The following is a 24,313-nucleotide window of genomic DNA, read 5'->3' on the forward strand; positions in this document are numbered from 1 at the left end:
CCTGAGTCTCGACTCGTGCGCCCATTTTGGTCGGGTTCAGCTTCTGCGGTGAAAATTGCGAACGGCCATTGTAACCGCAAACCCCTCCGGGCACAGTCCGCCCAGGCTGATTCACTTGACAAGGGCTGGGGTCTTGGCTACAAGAGGTATTAACCGCGCCAACGCGGTTTAAGGCACTCGCAAAACGTTGTACAAATGATTTTGTGCATAGCAACAAGCGCATGAAGCGCGATAACAATAATTAATACAATTTTTGGCGGCCAGCAGTCGCCCCGGCAATTTAGAGGGATTTCGCCATGCCTACCGGTACCGTTAAGTGGTTCAATAATGCCAAGGGATATGGATTTATTCTGGCTGATGAGGGTGGAGAGGATCTGTTCGCACATTATTCGGCAATTCAAATGGAAGGGTATCGCACCCTGAAAGCCGGCCAACAGGTTCAGTTCGATATTATTCAGGGTGATAAAGGCTACCACGCTGCCAACATCAGTCTGCCGACGACGGAAGCCCCACGGGCCTCCAGTCCTGCGCCGCAGGCTCAGTCCATGCGAGAAAAAGAAACCGAAGACGCCCTCGGCTAACGGCTCGCAACCTCGCATTGCGCTTACCGGGCGCTCGGCTCCCGGTAGCCAATGCCAGCTATAACCCCAAGGTGATGACGCCACAACCCGGCGACAGATCACATACTTTCCTGCGCACCGCCAGTGGCACACACGTGCCAGCCACGGGACCTTGCCGATCCGGCAACTGGAACCTCAGGCTCTCGTCCAGCGCTTAAAAAAGACAAAAAAAACCCCGCACCTTTCGGTGCGGGTTTTTTTCATTCGCTGAGGATCAAGCCATGTGCTTGATAACTTCCTCACCGAACTCGGAGCAGGACTTCAGTTCTGCACCATCCATCAGACGCTCGAAGTCATAGGTAACGGTCTTGGCTTCGATCGCACCTTCCACACCTTTAACAACCAGCTCAGCGGCTTCGTTCCAGCCCAGGTGACGCAGCATCATTTCTGCGGACAGGATCAGGGAACCCGGGTTCACTTTATCCTGGCCAGCGTACTTCGGTGCAGTACCGTGGGTAGCTTCGAACAGAGCCACTTCGTCAGACAGGTTGGCACCCGGTGCGATACCAATACCGCCTACCTGGGCAGCCAGGGCGTCAGACAGGTAGTCGCCGTTCAGGTTCAGAGTGGCGATTACGTCGTATTCGGCCGGACGCAGCAGGATCTGCTGCAGCATGGCGTCGGCGATCACATCCTTAACCACGATTTCCTTGCCGGTGTTCGGGTTTTTGAAGCTGCACCAGGGGCCGCCGTCGATCAGCTGAGCGCCGAACTCTTCGCGGGCAATTTCGTAGCCCCAGTCGGCGAAGGCACCTTCGGTGAACTTCATGATGTTGCCTTTGTGCACCAGGGTCAGGGAGTCGCGGTCCTGATCGATGGTGTACTGCAGGGCTTTACGCACCAGGCGCTTGGTGCCCTCTTCAGAAACCGGCTTAACACCGATACCTACGTTCTGCGGGAAGCGGATCTTCTTAACACCCATTTCTTCCTGCAGGAACTTAACAACCTTGTTGGCTTCGTCAGTACCGGCTTTCCACTCGATACCGGCGTAGATGTCTTCGGAGTTTTCACGGAAGATCACCATGTCTACCTTGTTCGGCTCTTTAACCGGAGAAGGTACACCGCTGAACCAGCGCACTGGGCGCTGACATACGTACAGATCCAGCTCCTGGCGCAGGGCAACGTTCAGGGAGCGGAAGCCGCCGCCTACTGGAGTGGTCAGAGGGCCTTTGATGCTGACAACGTATTCTTTGATGGCTTCCAGGGTTTCAGCCGGGAACCAGTCGCCGCTGTAGGTTTCAGCCGCTTTTTCGCCACAGTAGATTTCCATCCACTCGATGGCCTTCTCGCCGCTGTACGCCTTGCTGACCGCAGCGTCGATCACTTTGCGCATTACCGGGGTGATATCCACACCGATACCGTCACCTTCGATGAACGGAATGATCGGGCTGTTTGGTACGTTCAGAGAACCGTCTGCATTGACTGTGACTTTTTGGCCGTTGGCCGGCACTTGGATATGACCCATTAAGTTGACTCCCGTAACTCTTTGACTAAACGTCCGGCTTTGTGGGCGGAAAACCGGCATAATGCGCCGAATATCCACCGCCGGTCATGGTTGCCGCCCATTGCTTGCGCCGTTGCAGTCGCAGGGCTGGCTAAAAATCGGCGGGATTATATCAGCATCCGCCCATTTTTGTAGTTTCATTACAACTAAGGCAGTAGTCGTCATTTCAAACAGCACCATGAGCCACCTGATCCTGTTCAATAAGCCCTATGGGGTACTCTGCCAATTTACCGACTCCGAAGGCCGCCCTACACTGGCGGACTATATAAAGGTCCCCGGGGTTTATGCGGCCGGCCGACTGGACTTTGATTCAGAAGGCCTGCTGTTACTGACCGACGATGGCCAGCTGCAACACCAGATTGCGCACCCCCGCAACAAGTTGCCGAAGGTGTACTGGGCCCAGGTCGAAGGCGAGGTAACGGCGGAAGCCTTGTGGCAGCTGCAGAAAGGGGTTTCCCTTAAAGATGGCGTGACCGCACCCGCCGAGGCCCGCCGCATCGCCGAGCCGGATTTGTGGCCCCGCCAGCCGCCGATCCGTGAACGGAAATCGATTCCCACTTCGTGGATCGAACTGACCATCCGCGAGGGCCGCAACCGCCAGGTTCGCAGGATGACGGCGGCTGTCGGCTTCCCTACATTGCGACTGGTTCGCCGCAAAATTGGTGATTGGGACCTGGGCGAGCTGGGCCCTGGAGAAACGCGCACCCTGGAGGTAGAGTCCCCCCGGGCAACCTCTATAGAGAGACCCGCGAAGAGACCCGCTAGTCGCGGGAAACCCCGTGGTGGGAGTGCAAAAAAGCCCCACTCCAGAACTGGCGAAAGCTCCAGCGCCAGAAATCCCAGCGGCAGAACCGCCAATGGAGCCAATGGAAAGACACCCGGGAAACGGCGCACCCCGGCGCGACGCCGGCCACGCTAGGTCCGCAAAACCGCCGATGTCACACGCAGCGACTAGGCTGTTAAAAGAGTATTGGCGCCAAAGCCCTCGCATTGAAAATAGGGCCCGTTTAACCCCCCATTGGTCACAAAGGGGATTCACAGGTAAAATGCGCCCCCAATTTTGCCCCACTGCGGTTGAAATACCGCACTGGCGCCTCACTGTAACCCCCGGTATTCATGTCAGATTCGGACTTGCCTGTGCAGCAAACCTCTAGCGACTCCAGCATTCACGCCCCGGACGACGTCAAGTGTGTCATCGTAGGCATGTCGGGTGGCGTAGACTCCTCCGTGGCCGCCCTACTCCTGATGCAACAGGGGTATCAGGTGGAAGGCCTGTTCATGAAGAACTGGGATGAGGATGACGGCACTGAATATTGCACCGCACGGCAGGACCTGGCCGATGCGGAGTCCGTGTGCGCCCGCCTGGGTATCAAATTGCACACGGCCAACTTCGCTGCGGAGTACTGGGACAACGTATTCGAGTACTTTCTCGCAGAGTACAAGGCGGGCCGTACACCCAACCCGGATATCCTGTGTAACCGGGAAATCAAATTCAAAGTGTTTCTGCAGTACGCGGAAATGCTTGGCGCTGACGCCATTGCCACCGGTCACTATGCCCGCCGCCGGGATGAAGACGGCCGCACCTACCTGCTGAAAGGACTCGACGGCAACAAAGACCAGAGCTACTTCCTGCACGCGGTGGGTGAAGCGGAATTTGCCCGCTCGCTGTTCCCACTGGGCGAGCTGGAGAAGCCCGAGGTTCGGCGCATAGCCGAAGAAAATGGCTTCATTACCTCCACTAAAAAAGACAGCACCGGTATCTGCTTTATTGGTGAGCGGCGCTTCAAGGACTTCCTGGAGCAATACCTCCCCGCACAGCCCGGTGAAATGCAGACGCCGGAAGGCGAAGTGATGGGGCAGCACAGCGGTCTTATGTACCACACCATTGGCCAACGCCAGGGGTTGGGTATCGGCGGCGTCAAAGGCGCTGGCGACCAGCCTTGGTATGTGGTTGGTAAAGACCTGGAGCGCAATGTGCTGCTGGTTGCCCAGGGCAAGCACCACCCCCTGCTCTACTCCACGGGGCTCACCGCTACCCAGGCGCACTGGATCAATGGCACTCCGCCGGCACAGTCTTTCCGGGCTGCGGCGAAGACCCGCTATCGCCAGGAAGACCAGGATTGTCAGATTACCGTGGGCGAGCATGGTCAGCTGACCATTGCATTCGACCAGCCCCAGCGGGCCGTAACCCCCGGACAATCGGTCGTGATTTATCAGGGGGATGTTTGCCTGGGTGGCGCGGTCATAGATCAGGCAACCGGGATAGGCGAAGCCGGTCTCGACGCACAGGGAAAAAAATTGGCAGCAGGGAGCAACCCTTGAGTAGCTGGCGAGAACAGGCACTGGCACTGGCGGGCGTTTTCCAGGCGGCAATTCTCGTTGAGCGCCTGGCGAAAACAGGTACCGCGCCGGCGGAGCAACTGGAAACCGAGGTCTACAGCCTTTTCCAACAAAACCCGGAAACCACGGAAGATGTGTTTGGTGGGGTCGAAAAAGTCTTACCCGGATTGCGCGCAGCCCGCCAATTACTGGCTAGTCGTACCCACCCCGAGTACACCGACTGCCTGCGCTATGTACTGTCCATTCTCTATTTGCAGCGTCAGCTGACGAAGAAACCGGACCTGCTGTCCATCATCGGCAGCAGGCTGGAAAAGGCACAGACGCAAACGGACCACTTCGGCATTGGCCACGAAAACGTTTACGCCAATCTCGCAAGTATTTACAGCGACACCCTGAGTACCTTCCGCTTCCGCATCCAGGTGCTGGGAGATTTCAATTTCCTGCAGCAACAGCGCATCGCCAACCAGATTCGCACCATGCTATTCGCAGGAGTGCGCGCCGCCATGTTGTGGCGGCAGCTGGGTGGCCGCCGCCTGCATTTGCTGTTTCAACGCAAGAAACTGATATCCGCGATGGACGCCTTGATCGCGAAATACGAATCACTGGAACACTGATTTTTTCAATTTTCCGCCGCAATTGTGGGATTCCTTCACCAGCGGCAGAGCTCAATACCGGAGAGACACCATGACTGTCGAGTTGTCCGCCCTTACCGCGGTTTCCCCCATCGATGGACGCTACGAAAGCAAAACCGCCCCGTTGCGCGACATTTTCAGTGAATACGGCCTGATCCGCGCCCGCGTGGAAGTGGAAGTGCGCTGGCTGCAACAACTGGCCCGTCACGAAAAGATTGCGGAAGTCCAACCGTTCACCGGCAATAGCAGCCAGATTCTCGACCAGATTGTTGCGGAGTTTTCCCTGGAAGACGCCGAGCGCATCAAGGAAATCGAGCGCACCACCAACCACGATGTGAAGGCGGTGGAGTATTTCCTTAAGGAAAAAGTAAAAGGCGACGAGCAGCTGAATGCGGTGAGTGAGTTCATCCACTTTGCCTGCACTTCCGAGGACATCAACAACCTGTCCCACGCGCTGATGCTGCGCGCAGGTCGCGACCAGGTCCTGCTGCCGGCCATGAACCAGATCGTCAATGAAATCGCCACCCTGGCGAAAAGCTTTGCCGACGTTCCCATGCTGTCACGCACCCATGGTCAGACCGCTAGCCCGACTACCGTCGGTAAAGAGTTGGCCAACGTGGTAGCGCGCCTGCGCCGTCAGGTACAACAGATTCACGAAGTGGAACTGCTGGGTAAAATCAACGGCGCCGTGGGTAACTACAACGCCCACCTGTCCGCTTACCCGGATGTCGACTGGCAGGCAAATGCGGAAGCTTTCGTCACTTCACTGGGACTGACCTGGAACCCCTACACTACCCAGATCGAACCCCACGACTATATCGCCGAGCTGTTCGATGCCATTGCGCGCTTCAACACCATTCTGATCGACTTCGACCGCGACATCTGGGGCTATATCTCCCTGGGCTATTTCAAGCAGAAAGTGGTTGCCGGTGAAGTCGGCTCTTCTACCATGCCGCACAAGGTCAACCCCATCGATTTCGAAAACTCCGAAGGTAACCTGGGTATTGCCAACGCAGTCTTCCAGCACCTGGCGGCAAAGCTGCCGGTTTCCCGCTGGCAGCGCGACCTGACCGACTCCACCGTACTGCGCAACATGGGCGTTGGCGCTGGTTACTCGGTGATTGCCTATGCCGCCACCATGAAAGGTCTCGGCAAACTGGAAATCAACCGCGCGCGTCTCGAGGAAGACCTTAACAACGCCTGGGAAGTGCTGGCTGAGCCGATTCAGACGGTCATGCGCCGCTACAACATCGAAGAGCCCTACGAGAAGCTGAAAGCACTGACCCGCGGCCAGGGTATCAACAAGGATACGCTCGCCACCTTTATCGATGGCCTCGATATGCCGGAAGCCGCCAAGCAGTCCCTGCGTGAAATGACGCCGGCCAGCTACATCGGTAACGCCATCGACCAGGCAAACAATATCTGAGCCTCGCTCAATCCACATTTTCGGAGATGTCGCCATGACGGAGTCGGGCTTGCGTAACACCATTCAACCGCTGACCCATCTTGGCGATATCCCGGTGGAGACCTTTTTGCGGGAGTACTGGCAAAAAAAGCCATTGCTGATCCGCAACGCCTTTCCCGATTTTGCCTCCCCCATATCCGGCGAAGAGCTCGCCGGTATGGCGCTGGAGGAGCAGATTGAATCCCGCCTCATCGAAGAACAGGGAATCGAAGGCCCCTGGCAACTGCGCTGCGGCCCCTTTACCGAGCAGGACTTTTTCAATCTACCCAAATCCCACTGGACACTGTTGATCCAGGCGGTTGACCAGTGGATTCCAGAAGTTGCCGCATTGAAAGACCACTTCCGGTTTATTCCCGACTGGCGCCTGGACGACATCATGATCAGCTACGCTGCCGATCAGGGTAGTGTCGGCCCCCACTACGATTTTTACGATGTATTCCTGCTGCAGGCGGAAGGCAATCGCCGCTGGCATCTGGGCCCCAATGCCGATGCCAGCAGTCCGCGCGTGGAGGGCACCCAGCTCAATATCCTGCGGGACTTCGAGTCCGAGGCCAACTGGCTACTGGAACCCGGCGATATGCTGTATCTGCCGCCACAATTTAGCCACTGGGGCATCGCCGAAGGTGGCTGCACCACCATCTCCGTGGGCTTTCGCGCGCCTTCGGCCCGCACCATGCTGGAAGACCTGGCAGCAGAACTCGGTGCCGGCTTGCCGGACCACTACCGCTACACCGACGCGGATCTGACACTTCCCGCAAACCCATCAGAAATTGACACCGCCACAGTGAGCCGTGTGCAGCGACAGCTGGCAGAGTGGCTGCAGCAACCGCAGAATATCGCCCAGTGGTTCGGAGCCATCATGACCGAGGCCAAGTATCCGGATACCGTAGCGCTGGATGCAGGCAGTGCCGAGGACTGGCGCGAACATCTCGCCGAGGGGGGCGAACTGATGCTCAACCCCGGTTCCCGCTGCGCGTTTTGCCGTGACCCGGCCAGCCTGTTTATCGATGGCGAGGCATTCCCTGCCCCGCTCCTGTTCGCCGAGGGCTTCTGCAACACCCGCAGCCTCACCCAATCGGATGTAGACGGCTATCCGGAGCTGATGGCCCATGGCGGCCTGCTGGATCAGCTGGTTTCCCAGGGCAGTCTGATTTACCCTGAGCTGCTCGATGATGAGGATGACGAAGAAGACTGGGAGGAATAAACATGAGCCTGTTTGTGCGCCTGGCCGACTGGCAGACTGATAAAGCCACCATTCGCGATATCCGGCAGAAGGTCTTTGTGGAAGAGCAGAAGGTTCCACCGGACCTGGAATGGGACGAGCACGAAGAGACTGCCCAGCACTTCCTGATTTACCACCACAACAAGGCAATCGGTACCGGACGCCTGACCGGCGGCGGCAAAATCGGTCGCATGGCCATTTTGAAGGAAGCCCGCGGACTCGGCGCCGGGCTGGAACTGCTCAAGCGCATCTGCAAATTTGCCCGTATCTCCGGGCAAAAAAATGCCTACCTGAACGCCCAGGTACACGCGATCCCCTTCTATGAAAAGGCGAGCTTCACCGTGACCGGGGAGGAATTCATGGAGGCCGACATCCCCCATGTGCGTATGGAACTCACCCTGAGCGAAAGTGAGCCCAGTGAAAATATCGACGACTGGAACCGCTGAGCCAACACAAGGCTCGGCAGCAGCAGGATTCGGTAGCGATAGGATCCGGTATCGGAAGTAAAAAAATTGGATCTGACCGCCAATGCAGCCAGATCCAATCAAGGGGGATCTAACTCTTTGTCTTCACTTTCCGCCAGGTTGTTTTTTTGCAACACAACCTCGCAGAAAGCGCTCGAGGGAAACTCCTTAGGAAAGCCTTTTAAGAAAACCCTCTAAGTAAGCTATCAGGCTACGGCCTTGAACTCCCTCGCATCCCAGATCGGCACCACGTTTTTGCGCTCGATCACGTCCACATCAATCCCGCGGGCAGCCGCAGTCTCAATGAAGTCAGCGATGGTTTCTGCCACGTCGTGATTGATATACACACAATTGCGCTTGTCGAGAATCACGTGCGCATTGTCTGGAACTTCACTCAGCTCCTTGCGAATGGCGCCCTTATTGAGGAAAGTCACTTCTTCTGCCAGCTGCATATTGATCCGAATACGATCACCCTCTTCCGTATCCTGTTTTTTATGCAGGAAGTGGGAATTGAGATAGTTGCGTCGCAGCAGTGCAAATATCGCGGCCACCATGCCGACACCAACACCGGTCAACAGATCCGTGAACACCACACCCAGCACAGTGATAACAAACGGCAAAAACTGCTCCATACCACTGTCCCACATCTTGCGGAACAGCGCCGGCTTGGCCAGCTTGTAACCGGTGAGGATCAATACGGACGCGAGAACACCCAGGGGAATCATATTGAGCCAGGTGGGCAGTGTCGCTACGCACACGAGTAACAAGAGACCGTGGCAAATCGTCGACGCTTTGGAGCGCGCACCCGTCTGCAGGTTAACCGAGCTGCGCACAATTACCTGAGTCACTGGCAGGCCGCCGATCAGGCCAGACACAGAATTACCCACGCCCTGCGCTACCAGTTCACGATTGGTGGGCGTGGTGCGCTTCAGGGGATCCATCTTGTCGATGGCTTCGACACTAAGCAGGGTTTCCAGACTCGCAACGACGGCAATCGTGGCCGCAACCGTCCACACCAGCGGATTGGCCAGTTGTGAAAAATCGGGCAGTGTAAACAGGCCAACAAACTCATTGAAACTGGTCGCCACCGGCACAGTCACAAGGTGAGATTCATTCAGCCCCAGGCTCGCAGACTTGCCAAACAACAGGTACAACACCACGGCAGAAAGCACCGCCACTACCGGACCCGGCACCATGCTGAGCCAGCGGGATTTTTTTACCAGCGGGCTTTCCCAGGCTATCAGCAGCGCGAGTGACAGCGCGAAAATCACCAGCACCCCGGGGTGCACACCTGCCCAAAGTCCAGACAGGCCATCGCTCATTGAAGCCCCATCATCCAGGCCGAAGGCATAAGGAATCTGCTTCAGCACGATGATCAGACCGATACCGGTCAGCATTCCGTTGATCACGGACGAGGGAAAGAAATAGCCGAAAATACCGGCCCGGAGCAATCCGAGCAGTATCTGCATCAGGCCACCGATCACCACCGCCAGCAAAAAGATTTCGAAGGAACCCAGGGTTTCAATCGCACTCAGCACGATAACGGTGAGGCCTGCTGCCGGACCCGAAACACCGAGCCGTGACCCGCTCACCGCCCCCACCACAATTCCGCCGACAATACCGGCAATCAGGCCGGAAAACAGCGGGGCGCCCGACGCAAGTGCGACACCAAGGCAGAGTGGCAGCGCGACAAAAAACACCACGACACTCGCGGGAATGTCTTTTTTGAATTTCTGCAAATCCATCACCGTAACTCCTGTACTACTTTTCAGTCATCGTGATCGACGGAACTATTCACCAGAGTGACCAGACACATTGATCCAGACCTGGCCACAGAAGCACGGCAGAATACGGGCAGTCGCTTTCAGCAACCTTTCACTGCACCCGATAAATGCATGTCTGCAGAGTCAGGTACAAATCCGTGGAATCGTGTATCTTTCGCTCATCTGAAGCGTCACTGAATCCCCTATTTCATGAATATTTTGCTGGTAGAAGATGACCCACTGATCGCGGAGGGTTTGTTGCAGGCTCTCAAGCAGAGTGCCTATACCGTGCTGCATGCCCCGTATGCCGAGCGCGCCGAAGGCTTGTTGCACGCCAATGATGTGGACCTGATGATTCTCGATCTCGGATTGCCAGATATGGACGGGCTGGAACTCCTGCGCCGCGTGCGCGCGCGCCAGAGCCGTGTACCGGTGCTGGTATTGACGGCCCGCGACGGCGTTGAACAGCAGGTCGCCGCCCTGGACCAGGGTGCCGATGATTACATGGAAAAGCCCTTCGACCTGCGGGAGCTGGAAGCGCGCCTGCGGGCACTGCTAAGGCGCAGCCACAACCTTTCGACGGACGAAGTTACCCTGGGCTCACTGCAATTGAGCCCCTTCCAGCGCACCGCGTCCCTGAATGGCGAACGCCTCGAACTACCCGCGCGGGAATTCGAAATTCTCGAAATCCTCGCCCTGAGTGCCGGCAAGGTGGTTACCAAAGCGCGCCTGGCCCACCGCCTCAGTCGCGAGGGCGATGAAGTGGGCGATAACGCGGTGGAAGTGTATGTGCACCGCCTGCGCCGCCGCCTTAAAGACTCGGGACTCGCCATTCGCACCCAGCGCGGTGCGGGTTACGTGATGGAGAGCGCTGATTGAACACCCGCCTTGATTTGCGCTCCCTGCTACTACTGCTAGTGGGCGGGCCGCTATTTGTGCTGTTGCTGATCGAGATGATGATTACCTTCGGCATCGGCCTGCATGTGACCAATCAGGTATTTGACCGCTGGCTACTGGATTCGGCCTACTCCCTCGCCCAGGAAGTTCGCCGGGAAAACGGCGAGCTAGTGCTCTATGCAGACGAGGCAGCGATCGAGGTTTTCGAATGGGATGAGCTGGATGAAGTTTACTACCGCGTTTCCACCCTTAACGGGCAAGTGCTCGGCGGCAGGAGTGAGTCCTGGGTCAATGCCAACATCAATACCCTGAAACAGGGACCGGTTTTTACCAACTTGCAAATCGAAGGCGAGTGGGTTCGCAGTGTCACGGTGCTCGCCAATGCGGATACCCCCGCTGATACTGCGGTAGTGAGTGTCGCGGAAACCCTGCACAAGCGCATCCCACTCTCTCGCACACTGATGCTCGATGTGGTGCTGTCCAAGGCGGCAATGATCGTGGTGACACTGCTGGTCGTCGCCTTTGCCCTAGGTCGCGGGATTCGCCCCCTGCTCAAGCTCAGCCAGGATCTCGCCAATCGCTCACCCCGGGACCTGACCCCCATCAGCACCCAGGCTGCGCCCAAGGAAGTACACACGGTAATCGACAATACCAACCGTTTGCTGGGACGGTTGGACGACGCGTTTAGCGCGCGCGAACAATTTATTGGCAATATTTCGCACCAGCTGAAAACGCCGCTGGCTGGTATTAAATTACAGGCGCAGCTGGCACTGCGGGAACAGAACCTGGATACCGCGCATCAGGCGCTGGAACGCATCTGCCAGACCACCGATGCCATGACCCACCTGAATAATCAGCTGCTCAAACTGGCGCGCGCGGAAACGGCATCAGGTCGTGGCCTGCGCAATGAACCGGTCGCGCTGGACAATGTGGTACGCGAGGCCGCGGAAAGTCTGCGGGAACTGGCTCGGGGCCGAAGCGTGGAGGTGCACCAGGATTTCAGTGGCGAATCTCTGGACACATTTAAAGTGCCCGGCGACTACTTCCTGTTGCGGGAGCTGGTGTGGAACCTGATGGAAAATGCCATTCTCTACGTGCCGGAAGGCGGCAATGTGTGGGTGGAGCTAATCCGGGAAAGCGACAAAATTCGACTTGCGGTAAAAGACGACGGGCTGGGCATTCCCCGCGAACACTGGCCGCAGATTTTTGAACGGTTTTTCCGCTCAAAAATTACCGGTGAAGGCTGCGGGCTGGGTCTCGCCATCGTGAAAGAAATCGCTTTCGCCCACGGTGCCACGGTCGCATTACAGGAAGCACCCGATACCACGGGCGCTTGCTTTGTCTGTACTTTTCCAGCACTGCCGCCAGGTAAACGTGAACAGTAGCCCTGAAAAGGCACCGCGAAAACCGCTCTTTAAACAATCCTTTGGGGAACAGCGCTGGGTTCCAGGCGGATTGCAATGTACTTGGAGGTAGGGGTAAAGCTGCCAATGCCGTAGCTTTCCAGGGGCACTAACGGGTTCGCTTCCGGGTAGTAAGCGGCAGCCTGCCCCTTGGGAATATCAAATTCAATCAGCGTAAATCCCTGCACCCGCCGATCCACATCGTCACTCCACAGAGAAACAATATCCACCAGCTGACGGTCGGCAAAACCCAGACGATGGATATCGTCCTTGTGCGCGAACAACACGCGTCGATTGCCCGTTACGCCGCGATAGCGGTCGTTTAGTCCATACACCGTGGTGTTGTACTGGTCGTGGGAGCGCAGGGTCTGCAACACCAAATCCGCCTTGCGCGCGCCCTCTTTGCCGATTTTATCGAGCACTTCTTGCGGTAATGGCGCGGGCAGCGTGTGGCTAACGAAATTTGCTTTGCCATTTTCTGTTTTCCACTGGCGCAGGCCCGCGGAATTCTGCAGGTAAAAGCCGCCGGGTGCTTCCAGCTTGCGATTGAAATCCTCAAACCCCGGGATTACATCGGCGACCAGCTCGCGAATACGCCCGTACTCTTCCACCAGATTTAACCAGGCTACCGGTCTTTCTCCCAGGGTCGCCTGGGCAATCCCCGCAATAATCGCCGGCTCCGAGCGCATCTCCTTCGACAGCGGCTTCAACTGCCCAAATGAGGCATGCACCATACTGAAGGAGTCTTCCACGGTGACCGCCTGGGCGCCACTCGCCTGCATGTCGATATCGGTGCGCCCTAGACAGGGTAAAATCAATGCGCGCCTGCCCGTTACCAGGTGGCTGCGATTGAGCTTGGTGCTGATCTGCACGGTGAGATCACAATTGCGCAAGGCGCTGTGGGTGCGCTCGGTGTCTGGCGTGGCCTGGGCGAAATTGCCACCGAGACCGATAAACACTTTGATCCGCCCTTCCAGCATGGCTTCGATCGCCTTGACCACATTGACTCCCGCGTCCCGCGGCATCGGCATCTCGAACCTTTTCTCCAGCGCATCGAGAAACGGTGCCGAGGGGTTGTCATCAATGCCCATAGTGCGATCACCCTGCACATTACTGTGACCACGCACCGGGCACAAGCCAGCGCCGGGCCGGCCGACCTGGCCACGCAGCAGCTGCAAGTTGGTTATTTCCTGAATGGTGGCGACCGAGTGGCGGTGCTGGGTGATGCCCATGGCCCAGCAAATGATGGTGGCGTTACTGCGACTGTAGATGTGTGCGGCGCGCTCCAGCTCATCCAGTGCCAGTCCACTGTAGGAAACAATTTCATCCCAGCTCGTTGCCTCCACCACCGCGCGGTAAGCTTCATAGTCCGCGCAGTGCTCCTGAATGAACGCAAGATCCAGCGGGCCAGCCTCTCCGGCCTGATCCGCTTCATCCTGCCACTGGAACAGGAATTTGGCGATGCCGCGAATGACCGCCATATCCCCGCCGAGAGACGGGCGGAAGTAATCCGTATTCATGGCGAGTTCGCCACCGGTGAGCATCTGCAGGGCATTTTGCGGCGCCTGGAATCGCTCCAGCCCGCGCTCTCGCAGTGGGTTGAATACCAGCACCTGCGCCCCGCGCGCAACGGCTTCACTGAGCGGCTCCAGCATACGTGGATGATTGGTGCCCGGGTTCTGGCCTATAACAAATATGGCTTCCGCCTTATCGAAGTCTTCGTAGGTGACCGTGCCCTTGCCGGTGCCAATACTCGCCTTCAAGGCCACGCCACTGGCCTCGTGGCACATGTTTGAACAGTCTGGCAGGTTGTTGGTACCAAAGCTGCGGGCAAATAATTGATACAGGAACGCCGCCTCATTACTGGCACGACCGGAGGTGTAGAACGCCGCTTGATCCGGTGACGCCAACTGTTTGAGCGCTTCGGCAATCAGGGCAAACGCATCTTCCCAGCTGATAGGCCGATAGAAATTGCTGCTGCCGTCGTAAACCATTGGCTCGGTCAGGCGGCCCTGGTATTCAAGCCAGTAATCGTCCTGGGCCAGCAGGTCCGGCAACGCGTTGCTGGCGAAAAATTCCCGGTCGACGCCGCGCCCTGAGGCTTCCCAGTTCACCGCCTTGGCACCGTTTTCACAGAAACGAATACGCCCCTCTTTTGGCGCTTCACCCCAGGCGCAGCCGGGACAGTCGAAACCGCCGTTCTGGTTGGTCTGCAGCATGGCGCGCAGATTTTTGAACGGCTGGCGACTGTCGAGCCAGGCGTGGGCCACGCTGCGCAGAGCCCCCCAGCCAGCAGCTGGCCGTTGGTAGGGGCGGAAGCGAAAGCGGTCGACGGGTGTTTTCATTGGGCATTCCTGAATCGATTTGTTGCCGGATCAGCCGATGACACTAATTAACGGGAACCACTGTAGATACGCGGCATATCGTCTTTTGGCTGGTGCACTAAGTTAAGCCGATAGCGCCTGGCCCAGCGCACACTGATATCCGACGGCGATGACAGAGTGACGAGTGTTCCGACACTGGCGCGCACCGATTTCTGGATCAGTTCCAGACTGCAGCGGCTGGTGACGGCGACAAAACCCCGCTGAAGATCCAGCCCCTCGGCCAAACAGGCGCCGAGTAGCTTGTCGAGCGCATTGTGTCGGCCGATATCTTCCCGACACAGGCGGGTATTACCGGCTTGATCCACATACAGGGCGCAGTGCATGGCGCCGCGCAACTGCCGCTCTTGCTGCGCGGAAAGGAACCGATCGCGCAATTGTGCCAAATGATGGACCGGGGGCAGAGGCGGATTCAGCTTTCGGGTGCTCTGCGCATCGGCGGATGCTTCACGTAAAGGCACGTCAATAGACAGCGCCTGTGACAGAGCTTCCACCCCACAGAGACCACAGCCGCTGGTACCAGCCAAGTTGCGACGCTGATGTTTCAGGCGATTGAGCGCACGCAGACTGAGGGTGATTTCCAGTAGCACCCCCTCTTCCACGGGGGTTAATTCCACATCGAGAATCTGTTCGCGCTGCTCGATGATTCCGCTGGTAAAACTGAACCCCAGGGCAAAATCATCCAGATCATCCGGCGTCGCCATCATCACTGCGTGGTTGAGACCGTTGTAACTGATGCCCACTGCCACCTCTGACGCCAGTGGCTGTAATTTGTCTGGCGGGCTGCCACTATCAGCTGCAGGACGATAGTGTTGATAGGATTGTTCGCTGTACTTCATACGAAAATGTGCGGAATAACGGTGGCTTCTATTGCATGGAATTGGTTGAGCTTACACAAATATTCCGTTGTTTGGGCGCCCATAAATTTGTACTCCATAAAAAAGCCCCGCGCGAAGCGGGGCTTTTCATTTTCATTGGTGACACTCGAGCCATCATTGGCTTCAACCAATAATCGCGAAATTCGTGACTATCACCGCTATCGCTGGCTGGCCTTGAATTCCCGGCGGCGACGGTGCAGAACCGGCTCGGTGTAGCCATTGGGCTGGGTACAGCCTTCAAATACCAACTCACAGGCAGCCTGGAAGGCAATGCTGGCGTCGAAATTCGGCGCCATATCCCGGTAGCTCGGATCCGCAGCATTCTGGCGGTCAACAACGGCCGCCATGCGCTGCATGGTTTCCTCAACCTGCGCCCTGGTGCAGATACCCTGCTTCAGCCAGTTGGCAATATGCTGCGAGGAAATCCGCAGGGTAGCGCGGTCTTCCATCAGGCCTACATCGTGGATATCCGGAACCTTGGAGCAACCAACGCCCTGGTCAATCCAGCGCACCACATACCCGAGGATACCCTGGGCGTTGTTGTCCAGTTCACGCTGGATTTCCTCCGCGCTCCACTGGGGGTTGTCTGCCACCGGCACCGTCAGGATGTCGTCGAGACTGGCGCGTTTGTGCTTTGCCAGCTCTTCCTGCACTTTCGCCACATCGACTTTATGGTAGTGAAGCGCGTGCAAGGTGGCAGCGGTGGGCGACGGTACCCACGCCGTATTGGCCCCGGCCATTGGGTGACCGATTTTGGCCTGCATCATGGCCGCCATCATATCGGGCATGGCCCACATACCTTTACCGATCTGTGCGCGACCTTTGAGGCCGGTCGCCAGTCCGCTGTCCACATTCCAGTCTTCATAGGCGGCAATCCACTTGGACTGTTTCATTTCACCCTTACGGATCATCGGTCCCGCCAGCATGGAGGTATGGATCTCGTCGCCTGTGCGATCCAGGAAACCGGTATTGATGAATACCACCCGTTCTTTGGCAGCGGCAATACAGGCTTTGAGGTTAACCGTGGTGCGGCGCTCTTCATCCATGATGCCCATTTTCAGGGTGTTGCGCGCAAGACCCAGGGCATCTTCGATACGATTGAACAGCGTGTTGGCAAATGCCACCTCTTCCGGCCCGTGCATTTTCGGCTTAACGATATAGACACTGCCGGCGCGGGAATTCTTGATATCGCCATTGCCGCGCAGATCGTGGATGGCGATCAAGCTGGTGATCATACCGTCGAGGATACCTTCCGGTACTTCATTGCCGTCTTTATCCAGAACGGCATCGTTGGTCATCAGGTGACCCACATTGCGCACGAACATCAGGCTGCGCCCCGGCAGGGTCAGCTTGCCACCTTCTGCTCCGGCATATTCACGATCCGGGTTCAGTGTACGCACAATTTCCTTGCCGCCCTTGGACAGGGTTTCCTTCAGGTCGCCCTTCATCAGGCCGAGCCAATTGCGGTAAACCACCACTTTGTCTTCTGCGTCTACCGCAGCGACGGAATCTTCACAATCCATAATGGTGGTGAGCGCCGATTCCAGCAGAATGTCTTTGACACCCGCTTTATCGGCTTTGCCGATGTGGCTTGTACTATCGATCTGAATTTCAAAATGCAGGCCATTGTGATTCAGCAGGATAGCCTCAGGCGCTTCCTGATCACCGCGATAACCGGCGAACTGGCGACTGTCTTTCAGCGCAGCTACTTTGCCATTGCGCAATACGGCTTCCAGCAGTGACCCGTTGATACGGTATTCACGCACTTCGGTATGGCTGGTGCCGTTGAGGGGCGCGGCCTGATCCAGGAATTCGCGACCGTAATCGATCACCTTGCTGCCGCGCACCGGATTGTATTCGCCGCCTTTTTCCGCCCCGTCCTCTTCACCGATTACGTCGGTGCCGTAGAGTGCGTCGTAGAGGCTGCCCCAGCGCGCATTGGCCGCGTTCAGGGCGTAGCGGGCATTCATCACCGGCACCACCAGTTGGGGGCCCGCCATGGTGGCAATTTCCGGGTCGACATTTTCCGTCTTCGCAGAAAAATCGGCCGGCTCTTCTACCAGGTAATGAATTTCCTTGAGGAAATCCTTGTACTTGCCCAGATCGCGATAACCCTGGGGGTTGTCGCTATACCACTGGTCCATGCGCGCCTGGATGGCATCGCGCTTCTCCAGCAACGCACGGTTGACCGGCGCCAGGTCATTGACGATTTTTTCAAATTCCGCCCAGAACACATCAGCACTGACTCCTGTGCCGGGGATTGCCTCTTCCGCAATCAATGCGTGCAGTTCTGCAGCGATCTGCAGACCGCCAATACGGATTCTTTCCGTCATGTCTGACCTCATGGTTCTGGTGAATTTAGACTGGTAAGTTGCGGCATTCTAAACACGCCAATTGGCATACCGCTAATTTATAGGTGGAATCTTCACTATTCGTTAGATGAATTTAATTCCGCTTGTCGCCGGTGAATCGGCTCAGAGTTGCCGCCCCACATCGAGAATCAGGCGGCGCATCCAGCGATGGGGTGCGCTCTGCTGCAACAGTGGGCTCCAGGCCATTTTCAGCTCCAGCGGAGGGATCTTGAGTGGCGGCTCCCGCAGTACTACCCGCGGATTACTGGATGCCAGCTGGGCCAGGCGTGTGGGCACGGTGACAATCAGGTCGCTCTGTTCCGCCAGTAGCATCGCCACCTGATAGTGGCGGGTAAACACGGAAATATCCCGTTTCTGGCCCAGCCGACCAATGGCCTCATCCACCCAGCCCAGGCGCTGCACGTCTTCCGGATTGACCCCAACCCCAACTCCCATACCGGTTTTGCTCACCCAAATATGCTGGGCCTGCAGATAGCTGTCCAGATTGTAGTCCTGGAGGATGGGGTTATCGGCACGCAGTACGCAGGAAAAGCTGTCATTCCAGATGGTGGCCTGGTGAAAGCTCTGGGGCATGGAATCAAAACGGTTGATCACCATGTCCACTTTGCCCTGCTCCACATCCACGAAGCTCACATCACTGGGGGTCATGATGTCTAGACTGATACCGGGAGCACTCACGCGCAGCTGCTTCAGCAGCGGTGGGATCAACGTGGATTCGGCGTAATCACTGGCCATGATACGGAAGGTGCGGCGGGCATCGGCGGGCGCAAAATCCCGATTCGGCTGGATCACCTGGTCGATGGCGGCCAGGGCTTCCCGCACCATCGGCTGCAGCTCCATGGCGCGCTCCGTGGGCATCATCCCCTCCCGGGTACGCACCAATAGCGGGTCGCCGAAGAGTTCCCGCAGACGCTTGAGACCGTTGCTCATGGCGGGCTGGGACAGACCCAGATGATTGGCAGCGCGGGTCACATTGCGCTCGCGCAACAGGACATCCAGGTAGACCAGCAGGTTGAGATCGGCTCTTTCCAGATTCATGGGCAGGGGCTCTCTAACGACGGTGGCGCCGCATTGCAGTTCAAGTCAGACACAGGTCAGCGTATGGATTCAACAACCGCATCACAGACCCACTATTCAGACCCGCCATCCAGCACATTCACATTTTGGATAGCGGGAATAATGACAATAAATTAGCCAAATTATGCCAGCACTCCTAGGATACGCACAACCTACTCGCAGTCACCTTTTTGAGGAAACACAGCATGTCCACTTACACCAAAGACATCGAAGCGGCCGCCAAGCTCTGTGAAGCCAACGGAAGTTCCTGGGATGCCATCAACCCGGAATCCGTGGCCCGCATGCGCGCCCAGAATAAATTCAAAACTGGCCTGGATATCGCCAAGTACACCGCCGATATCATGCGTAAGGACATGGAGAACTACGACAAGGACTCCTCCAAGTACACCCAGTCCCTGGGTTGCTGGCACGGTTTTATCGGCCAGCAGAAGATGATTTCCATCAAGAAGCACTTCGAAGGCAATACCGACCGCCGCTACCTCTACCTGTCCGGCTGGATGGTTGCCGCGCTGCGCAGTGAGTTCGGCCCGCTGCCGGACCAGTCCATGCACGAGAAAACGGCAGTAGCGCACCTGATTGGCGAGCTCTACACCTTCCTGCGCCAGGCAGACGCCCGCGAGCTGGGTGGCCTCTTCCGCGAGCTGGATGCCGCCCGCGAGGCTGGTGACGAAGTTGCACAGAAGGCGGTACAGAACAAAATCGACAACCACAAAACCCACGTGGTGCCGATCATTGCCGATATCGATGCGGGCTTTGGTAACGCGGAAGCAACCTACCTGATGGCCAAGCAGATGATCGAAGCCGGCGCCTGCTGTATCCAGATCGAGAACCAGGTTTCCGATGAGAAGCAGTGCGGTCACCAGGACGGCAAAGTAACCGTTCCCCATGAAGACTTCCTGGCCAAAATCCGCGCCGTGCGTTACGCCTTCCTGGAGCTGGGTGTCGACAACGGTGTGATCGTTGCCCGTACCGACTCCCTGGGTGCAGGCCTGACCAAGCAGATCGCTGTTACCAAAGAGCCCGGTGACCTGGGCGATCAGTACAACGCCTTCCTGGACTGCGAAGAAGTGGACGCATCCGCACTGGCCAACGGCGATGTGGTCATCAATCGTGGCGGCAAGCTGCTGCGCCCGAAGCGCCTGGCTTCCAACCTGTTCCAGTTCCGCAAAGGTACCGGCGAAGCACGCTGTATCCTCGACAGCGTAACTTCCCTGCAGAACGGCGCTGACCTGATCTGGATCGAAACCGAGAAGCCCCACGTGCGCCAGATCGGCGGCATGATGGATGAGATCCGCAAGCAGGTGCCAAACGCCAAGCTGGTGTACAACAACAGCCCGTCTTTCAACTGGACCCTGAATTTCCGCCAGCAGGTATTCGATGCCTGGAAAGAAGAAGGCAAGGACGTATCCGCCTACGATCGCGCCAACCTGATGAGCGCCGAGTACGACGAGTCTGAACTGTCTGCCGCGGCTGACGAGAAGATCCGTACCTTCCAGGCTGACGCTGCCCGTGAAGCCGGTATCTTCCACCACCTGATCACCCTGCCGACCTACCACACTGCGGCCCTGTCTACCGACAACCTGGCCAAAGAGTACTTCGGCGAGCAAGGCATGCTGGGCTACGTGAAAGGCGTACAGCGCAAGGAAATCCGCCAGGGTATCGCCTGCGTGAAGCACCAGAACATGGCCGGTTCCGACATGGGTGACGACCACAAAGAATACTTCGCCGGTGAGGCGGCCCTGAAAGCGGCCGGTAAAGACAACACCATGAACCAGTTCGGTTAAGCGTATCCCTGAGAATCGCTATACACCCCTTCAAGGGCCGCTCTGCGGCCCTTTTTTTATTGGCGCTATTTTGAACTAGGCTTAGTGCAAGCCCGCAACAAAACAGCGTTTCCTATGCCGTCTTGCAGCCAAGTTCTTGTTCTGAATTGCGGAAGCTCCTCGCTCAAATTTGCCATCATCGACCCCCACAATGGCGACCTGTCCCTGTCGGGTATTGGCGATGCCCTCGGACAGCCAGAGCCGACCGTCAGCTGGACTCTCGACGGCCAGAAGCACACCGCCAAGTTGCCGGAAAACGCCCGCCACACCGAAGTGATCCAATTTCTGGTAGAGGACATTCTGGGGGAGCGCGCGGACTTGCGTGACTGCCTGATTGCCATAGGGCACCGGGTAGTACACGGTGGTGAAAAATTCTCACACTCGGTACTGATTGACGACGCCGTGGTCGCCGCCATTCAGGCATGTGTGGCACTGGCCCCGCTGCATAATCCCGCCCATCTGCTGGGCATCGAAGCGGCCAAAGCGGCCTTCCCCCAACTGCCCCAGGTGGCGGTGTTCGATACCGCCTTCCACCAGTCGATGCCCCGCCATGCATTCATCTATGCCCTGCCCTACAGCCTTTACCGGGACCACGGTATCCGCCGCTACGGAATGCACGGCACCAGCCACCGCTTTGTGACCGAGCGCGCGGCCGAACTGCTCAATTTGCCGGTAAATGAGGTCAATATCATTTCCGCACACCTGGGCAACGGCGCCTCGATTACTGCGGTGCGCGATGGCCACAGCGTGGACACCAGCATGGGCTTGACACCGCTGGAAGGACTGGTAATGGGCACCCGCAGTGGCGATGTGGACCCGGGGCTGCTGATGCACCTGGGCAGCCGCATGGATTTCTGTCTCAAAGAAATCAACGACCTGCTCAACAAGCAAAGCGGTTTACTCGGCATTTCCGAGCTCAGCAACGACTGCCGAGCCCTGGAGCAGGCCGCCGCCGAAGGCCACAGTGGCGCGCAACTGGCGCTGGATATCTTCAGTTACCGGCTGGCGAAATATATCGGTGCCTACCACGGCATACTGCCGCAGGTGGATGCACTGGTGTTTACCGGTGGTATCGGTGAAAACTCCAGCCTGATCCGTGAAATGGTGCTCGCCCATCTCACAGGTCTCGGCTATGAAATCGACAGCGAGCGCAACACCCGTGCTCGCTTCGGCGAAGAAGGTCCCATCTCAAGCGATCAGTCCGCCGTCACTTTGGTCATTCCCACCAACGAAGAGTGGGTCATCGCCCGGGATGCGGCGGAACTGGTGCCCCCGGATACCCCCAACCACGACCCCAGCATCCGGGAATGACGAAGGAATAACCCATGTCACGCACAATTATGCTGGTGCCCATCAGTGTCGGGGTAGGTATCACCTCGGTCAGTATCGGCATACTGCGCGCCCTGGAGCGCAATGGTGTCGGCGTCAGCTTTTACAAGCCGATTGCGGAAAGTGTGAAGCAGGAAAAAAATCGCGATCGCAGTAACGAAATACTGCGCAAGGCATCCAGCCTGAAAGTGCCGGATTCCTTCAGCATGAACCATGTGGAATCACTGATCGGCCGCGGTGACCTTTCCGACCTGCTGGAAGAGATACTCGCGCGCTACCAGGAGGGTGCCAGGAAAGCCGATGTCACCATCGTTGAGGGACTGGTACCCAATGCGGAAAATCAGTTTGCCAGCCAACTCAATCTACAGATCGCAAAAACTCTGGATGCAGATATTGTGCTGGTGGTCTGCCCCAATCTGGATTCCACCCAACAATTGAAAGACCGCCTGGAAGTGGCCATGGCTACCTTTGGCGGCGCCAAGGCCGGGCGTGTTGTCGGTTGTATTGTCAACAAGGTAGGCGCGCCCTCGCAGGTACCGGATGCACCCGGTGCAGATATTACCGGCGTGTTTGAAGGCCCCAGGGTGCGCCGCGGCAATCTGGAAATTCTCTCGCTGTTTGGCAAAAGTCCATTGCCGATTATCGGTTGTATTCCGTGGAACGCCGATCTGGTGGCACCAAGGGCGAAGGATCTGGCGGATCATTTCCAGGCGGAAATCATCAACTACGGAGAGCTGGATACCCGGCGTTTGCACAGCGTGACCTTCTGCTCGCGCTCGCTGGGCAACATGATCTATCGCTTTGAGCCCGGCTCCATGCTGGTGACCTCGGGCGACCGCCCGGATGTGATCGTCGCCGCCTGCCTTGCCGCGATGAACGGCATCAAGATCGGCTGCCTGTTGTTGACCGGTAGTTATTACATAGAACCCATGGTGCGCAAACTCTGCGCACCCGCGATGGAAACCGGGCTGCCGGTAATTCTGGTCAATACCAATACCTGGCAGACGGCGCTGCAATTGCAGTCCTTCAATACCGAAACCCCCACCGATGATATGGAGCGTATCGAACGGGTGCAGGACTTTATTGCCGGTCACCTGGACAACCACTGGGTGGAGTCCCTCGGCCGCGATTCCAATCGCCCCAAACGATTGTCGCCCCCCGCCTTCCGCTTCCACCTGACTGAGCTCGCCCGCCGCGCCAACAAACGCATCGTACTGCCCGAGGGCGACGAGCCGCGCACGGTAAAAGCAGCGCTCATCTGCGCAGAGCGCGGCATTGCACGGCCGGTACTCTTGGGCGACCCCAAGGAAATCCACCGGGTTGCGGAACAACAGGGACTGTCGCTCAACGACAAAGTGGAAATCATTGATCCGAAAAGCGCCCGCAACAAATACGTCGAGCCCATGGTCAAGCTGCGCAAAAGCAAGGGGCTGACGGAAATCGTTGCCAAGGAACAGCTACAGGATAATGTGGTGCTCGGCACCATGATGCTGGCCGAAGATGAAGTGGATGGCCTGGTTTCCGGTGCGGTGCATACCACCGCCAATACCATCCGCCCTGCCCTGCAATTGATTAAAACGGCTCCCGGTGCCAGCCTGGTGTCTTCGGTATTTTTTATGCTGCTGCCGGATCAGGTGCTGGTGTATGGCGACTGCGCCATCAACCCCGACCCCAATGCCGAGGAGCTGGCGGACATCGCCATTCAATCTGCCGACTCTGCAAGCGCTTTTGGGATAGAGCCAAGAGTCGCCATGATCAGCTATTCCACCGGGACGTCCGGCACCGGCAGCGATGTGGAAAAAGTGCGTGAGGCAACCAAGCTGGCGCAGGAAAAACGCCCGGACCTGGTGATTGATGGGCCGCTGCAATATGACGCCGCCATCATGGAAAATGTCGCTGAAAAAAAAGCGCCGGGCAGCCCGGTCGCCGGGCGCGCAACGGTATTTATTTTCCCCGACCTCAACACCGGTAACACCACCTACAAAGCGGTGCAGCGCAGTGCTGACCTGATCAGTATTGGGCCCATGCTTCAGGGAATGCGCAAACCGGTCAATGACCTGTCACGGGGCGCCCTGGTAGACGATATCGTCTACACCATCGCGCTCACCGCGATTCAGGCGAGCCAGCTCAAATAGTCTTGAAT

The 24,313-nt window shown here is 57.5% G+C and carries 18 protein-coding genes; 12 read left to right on the top strand and 6 right to left on the bottom strand.

The genetic code is table 11. The annotated features are described in order from the left end of the window. Positions 1-296 precede the first annotated feature (296 nt). A complete protein-coding gene (gene cspD, locus M0G74_RS06090) occupies positions 297-581 on the top strand; it encodes a cold shock domain-containing protein CspD (protein ID WP_160153652.1) in 285 nt (94 codons plus the stop codon). A 253-nt stretch (positions 582-834) separates the two neighbouring features. On the opposite strand, the gene icd is transcribed toward cspD, so the two are convergent. After that, a complete protein-coding gene (gene icd, locus M0G74_RS06095; RefSeq protein WP_248215628.1) occupies positions 835-2,085 on the bottom strand; it encodes an NADP-dependent isocitrate dehydrogenase in 1,251 nt (416 codons plus the stop codon). A 217-nt stretch (positions 2,086-2,302) separates the two neighbouring features. Between icd and M0G74_RS06100 the strand changes: the two genes are divergently transcribed. The 6 genes from M0G74_RS06100 to M0G74_RS06125 all read left to right on the top strand — a co-directional run bounded on the left by M0G74_RS06100 (position 2,303) and on the right by M0G74_RS06125 (position 8,229). Further along, on the top strand, positions 2,303-3,043 hold the full coding sequence (locus M0G74_RS06100) for an rRNA large subunit pseudouridine synthase E (RefSeq protein WP_248215630.1): 741 nt from the start codon (positions 2,303-2,305) through the stop codon (positions 3,041-3,043). Positions 3,044-3,261: 218 nt separating this feature from the next. Beyond that, the gene (mnmA, locus tag M0G74_RS06105; protein ID WP_348983694.1) at positions 3,262-4,446 is read left to right on the top strand and encodes a tRNA 2-thiouridine(34) synthase MnmA; all 1,185 of its coding nucleotides are present in this window, start codon (positions 3,262-3,264) and stop codon (positions 4,444-4,446) included. Continuing rightward, positions 4,443-5,078: a high frequency lysogenization protein HflD gene (gene hflD / locus M0G74_RS06110; RefSeq protein ID WP_248215631.1), complete on the top strand. Its 636-nt coding sequence runs from the start codon at positions 4,443-4,445 to the stop codon at positions 5,076-5,078. The genes mnmA and hflD overlap by 4 nt, the downstream gene beginning before the upstream one ends. A 70-nt stretch (positions 5,079-5,148) precedes the next feature. Further along, positions 5,149-6,522: an adenylosuccinate lyase gene (purB, locus tag M0G74_RS06115; protein WP_248215634.1), complete on the top strand. Its 1,374-nt coding sequence runs from the start codon at positions 5,149-5,151 to the stop codon at positions 6,520-6,522. A gap of 34 nt (positions 6,523-6,556) precedes the next feature. Beyond that, on the top strand, positions 6,557-7,765 hold the full coding sequence (locus tag M0G74_RS06120) for a cupin domain-containing protein (protein WP_248215636.1): 1,209 nt from the start codon (positions 6,557-6,559) through the stop codon (positions 7,763-7,765). 2 nt (positions 7,766-7,767) lie between these two features. Further along, the gene (locus tag M0G74_RS06125) at positions 7,768-8,229 is read left to right on the top strand and encodes a GNAT family N-acetyltransferase (RefSeq protein ID WP_248215638.1); all 462 of its coding nucleotides are present in this window, start codon (positions 7,768-7,770) and stop codon (positions 8,227-8,229) included. 224 nt (positions 8,230-8,453) lie between these two features. Here M0G74_RS06125 and M0G74_RS06130 read toward each other — a convergent pair whose 3' ends face one another. Then, the gene (locus M0G74_RS06130) at positions 8,454-9,992 is read right to left on the bottom strand and encodes a SulP family inorganic anion transporter (protein WP_248215640.1); all 1,539 of its coding nucleotides are present in this window, start codon (positions 9,990-9,992) and stop codon (positions 8,454-8,456) included. Positions 9,993-10,220: 228 nt separating this feature from the next. Here M0G74_RS06130 and M0G74_RS06135 point away from each other — a divergent pair, with 228 nt between their 5' ends. Together M0G74_RS06135 and M0G74_RS06140 are read left to right on the top strand one after the other, a co-directional pair. Next, the gene (locus tag M0G74_RS06135) at positions 10,221-10,889 is read left to right on the top strand and encodes a response regulator transcription factor (RefSeq protein ID WP_160153644.1); all 669 of its coding nucleotides are present in this window, start codon (positions 10,221-10,223) and stop codon (positions 10,887-10,889) included. After that, positions 10,886-12,292 carry a sensor histidine kinase gene (locus M0G74_RS06140; protein ID WP_248215642.1) on the top strand — a complete coding sequence of 469 codons (1,407 nt, stop codon included), beginning with the start codon at positions 10,886-10,888 and terminating at the stop codon, positions 12,290-12,292. The genes M0G74_RS06135 and M0G74_RS06140 overlap by 4 nt, the downstream gene beginning before the upstream one ends. Positions 12,293-12,321: 29 nt before the next feature. Here M0G74_RS06140 and M0G74_RS06145 read toward each other — a convergent pair whose 3' ends face one another. The 4 genes from M0G74_RS06145 to M0G74_RS06160 all read right to left on the bottom strand — a co-directional run bounded on the left by M0G74_RS06145 (position 12,322) and on the right by M0G74_RS06160 (position 18,979). Next, positions 12,322-14,655 carry an FdhF/YdeP family oxidoreductase gene (locus tag M0G74_RS06145; RefSeq protein WP_248215644.1) on the bottom strand — a complete coding sequence of 778 codons (2,334 nt, stop codon included), beginning with the start codon at positions 14,653-14,655 and terminating at the stop codon, positions 12,322-12,324. A 47-nt stretch (positions 14,656-14,702) separates the two neighbouring features. After that, complete coding sequence (locus tag M0G74_RS06150; RefSeq protein WP_248215646.1) at positions 14,703-15,530, bottom strand: formate dehydrogenase accessory sulfurtransferase FdhD; 828 nt, start codon at positions 15,528-15,530, stop codon at positions 14,703-14,705. Between the two features lie 197 nt (positions 15,531-15,727). Further along, positions 15,728-17,902: a malate synthase G gene (locus M0G74_RS06155; RefSeq protein WP_248215648.1), complete on the bottom strand. Its 2,175-nt coding sequence runs from the start codon at positions 17,900-17,902 to the stop codon at positions 15,728-15,730. A gap of 141 nt (positions 17,903-18,043) precedes the next feature. After that, complete coding sequence (locus M0G74_RS06160) at positions 18,044-18,979, bottom strand: LysR family transcriptional regulator (protein WP_160153639.1); 936 nt, start codon at positions 18,977-18,979, stop codon at positions 18,044-18,046. 224 nt (positions 18,980-19,203) lie between these two features. On the opposite strand from M0G74_RS06160, the gene M0G74_RS06165 reads away from it, so the two are divergent. The 3 genes from M0G74_RS06165 to pta all read left to right on the top strand — a co-directional run bounded on the left by M0G74_RS06165 (position 19,204) and on the right by pta (position 24,305). Then, positions 19,204-20,802, top strand: a complete 1,599-nt coding sequence (locus M0G74_RS06165) for an isocitrate lyase (protein ID WP_160153638.1) — start codon at positions 19,204-19,206, stop codon at positions 20,800-20,802. A gap of 114 nt (positions 20,803-20,916) precedes the next feature. Further along, entirely contained in the window at positions 20,917-22,152 is a 1,236-nt protein-coding gene (locus M0G74_RS06170; protein WP_248215650.1) for an acetate kinase, read from the top strand. A 14-nt stretch (positions 22,153-22,166) separates the two neighbouring features. Next, positions 22,167-24,305, top strand: a complete 2,139-nt coding sequence (gene pta / locus M0G74_RS06175) for a phosphate acetyltransferase (RefSeq protein ID WP_248215652.1) — start codon at positions 22,167-22,169, stop codon at positions 24,303-24,305. Positions 24,306-24,313: the final 8 nt, after the last annotated feature.

Source organism: Microbulbifer sp. CAU 1566 (assembly GCF_023156515.1).
In the GTDB taxonomy this organism is placed as follows: domain Bacteria; phylum Pseudomonadota; class Gammaproteobacteria; order Pseudomonadales; family Cellvibrionaceae; genus Microbulbifer.

What these genes read in the sequence shown, in the direction of transcription:
- cspD (WP_160153652.1), top strand. Translation starts at nt 297, where the DNA reads ATGCCTACCGGTACCGTTAAGTGGTTCAATAATGCCAAGGGATATGGA.
- icd (WP_248215628.1), bottom strand. Translation starts at nt 2,085, where the DNA reads ATGGGTCATATCCAAGTGCCGGCCAACGGCCAAAAAGTCACAGTCAAT.
- M0G74_RS06100 (WP_248215630.1), top strand. Translation starts at nt 2,303, where the DNA reads ATGAGCCACCTGATCCTGTTCAATAAGCCCTATGGGGTACTCTGCCAA.
- purB (WP_248215634.1), top strand. Translation starts at nt 5,149, where the DNA reads ATGACTGTCGAGTTGTCCGCCCTTACCGCGGTTTCCCCCATCGATGGA.
- M0G74_RS06120 (WP_248215636.1), top strand. Translation starts at nt 6,557, where the DNA reads ATGACGGAGTCGGGCTTGCGTAACACCATTCAACCGCTGACCCATCTT.
- M0G74_RS06125 (WP_248215638.1), top strand. Translation starts at nt 7,768, where the DNA reads ATGAGCCTGTTTGTGCGCCTGGCCGACTGGCAGACTGATAAAGCCACC.
- M0G74_RS06130 (WP_248215640.1), bottom strand. Translation starts at nt 9,992, where the DNA reads ATGGATTTGCAGAAATTCAAAAAAGACATTCCCGCGAGTGTCGTGGTG.
- M0G74_RS06135 (WP_160153644.1), top strand. Translation starts at nt 10,221, where the DNA reads ATGAATATTTTGCTGGTAGAAGATGACCCACTGATCGCGGAGGGTTTG.
- M0G74_RS06145 (WP_248215644.1), bottom strand. Translation starts at nt 14,655, where the DNA reads ATGAAAACACCCGTCGACCGCTTTCGCTTCCGCCCCTACCAACGGCCA.
- M0G74_RS06150 (WP_248215646.1), bottom strand. Translation starts at nt 15,530, where the DNA reads ATGAAGTACAGCGAACAATCCTATCAACACTATCGTCCTGCAGCTGAT.
- M0G74_RS06155 (WP_248215648.1), bottom strand. Translation starts at nt 17,902, where the DNA reads ATGACGGAAAGAATCCGTATTGGCGGTCTGCAGATCGCTGCAGAACTG.
- M0G74_RS06160 (WP_160153639.1), bottom strand. Translation starts at nt 18,979, where the DNA reads ATGAATCTGGAAAGAGCCGATCTCAACCTGCTGGTCTACCTGGATGTC.
- M0G74_RS06165 (WP_160153638.1), top strand. Translation starts at nt 19,204, where the DNA reads ATGTCCACTTACACCAAAGACATCGAAGCGGCCGCCAAGCTCTGTGAA.
- M0G74_RS06170 (WP_248215650.1), top strand. Translation starts at nt 20,917, where the DNA reads ATGCCGTCTTGCAGCCAAGTTCTTGTTCTGAATTGCGGAAGCTCCTCG.
- pta (WP_248215652.1), top strand. Translation starts at nt 22,167, where the DNA reads ATGTCACGCACAATTATGCTGGTGCCCATCAGTGTCGGGGTAGGTATC.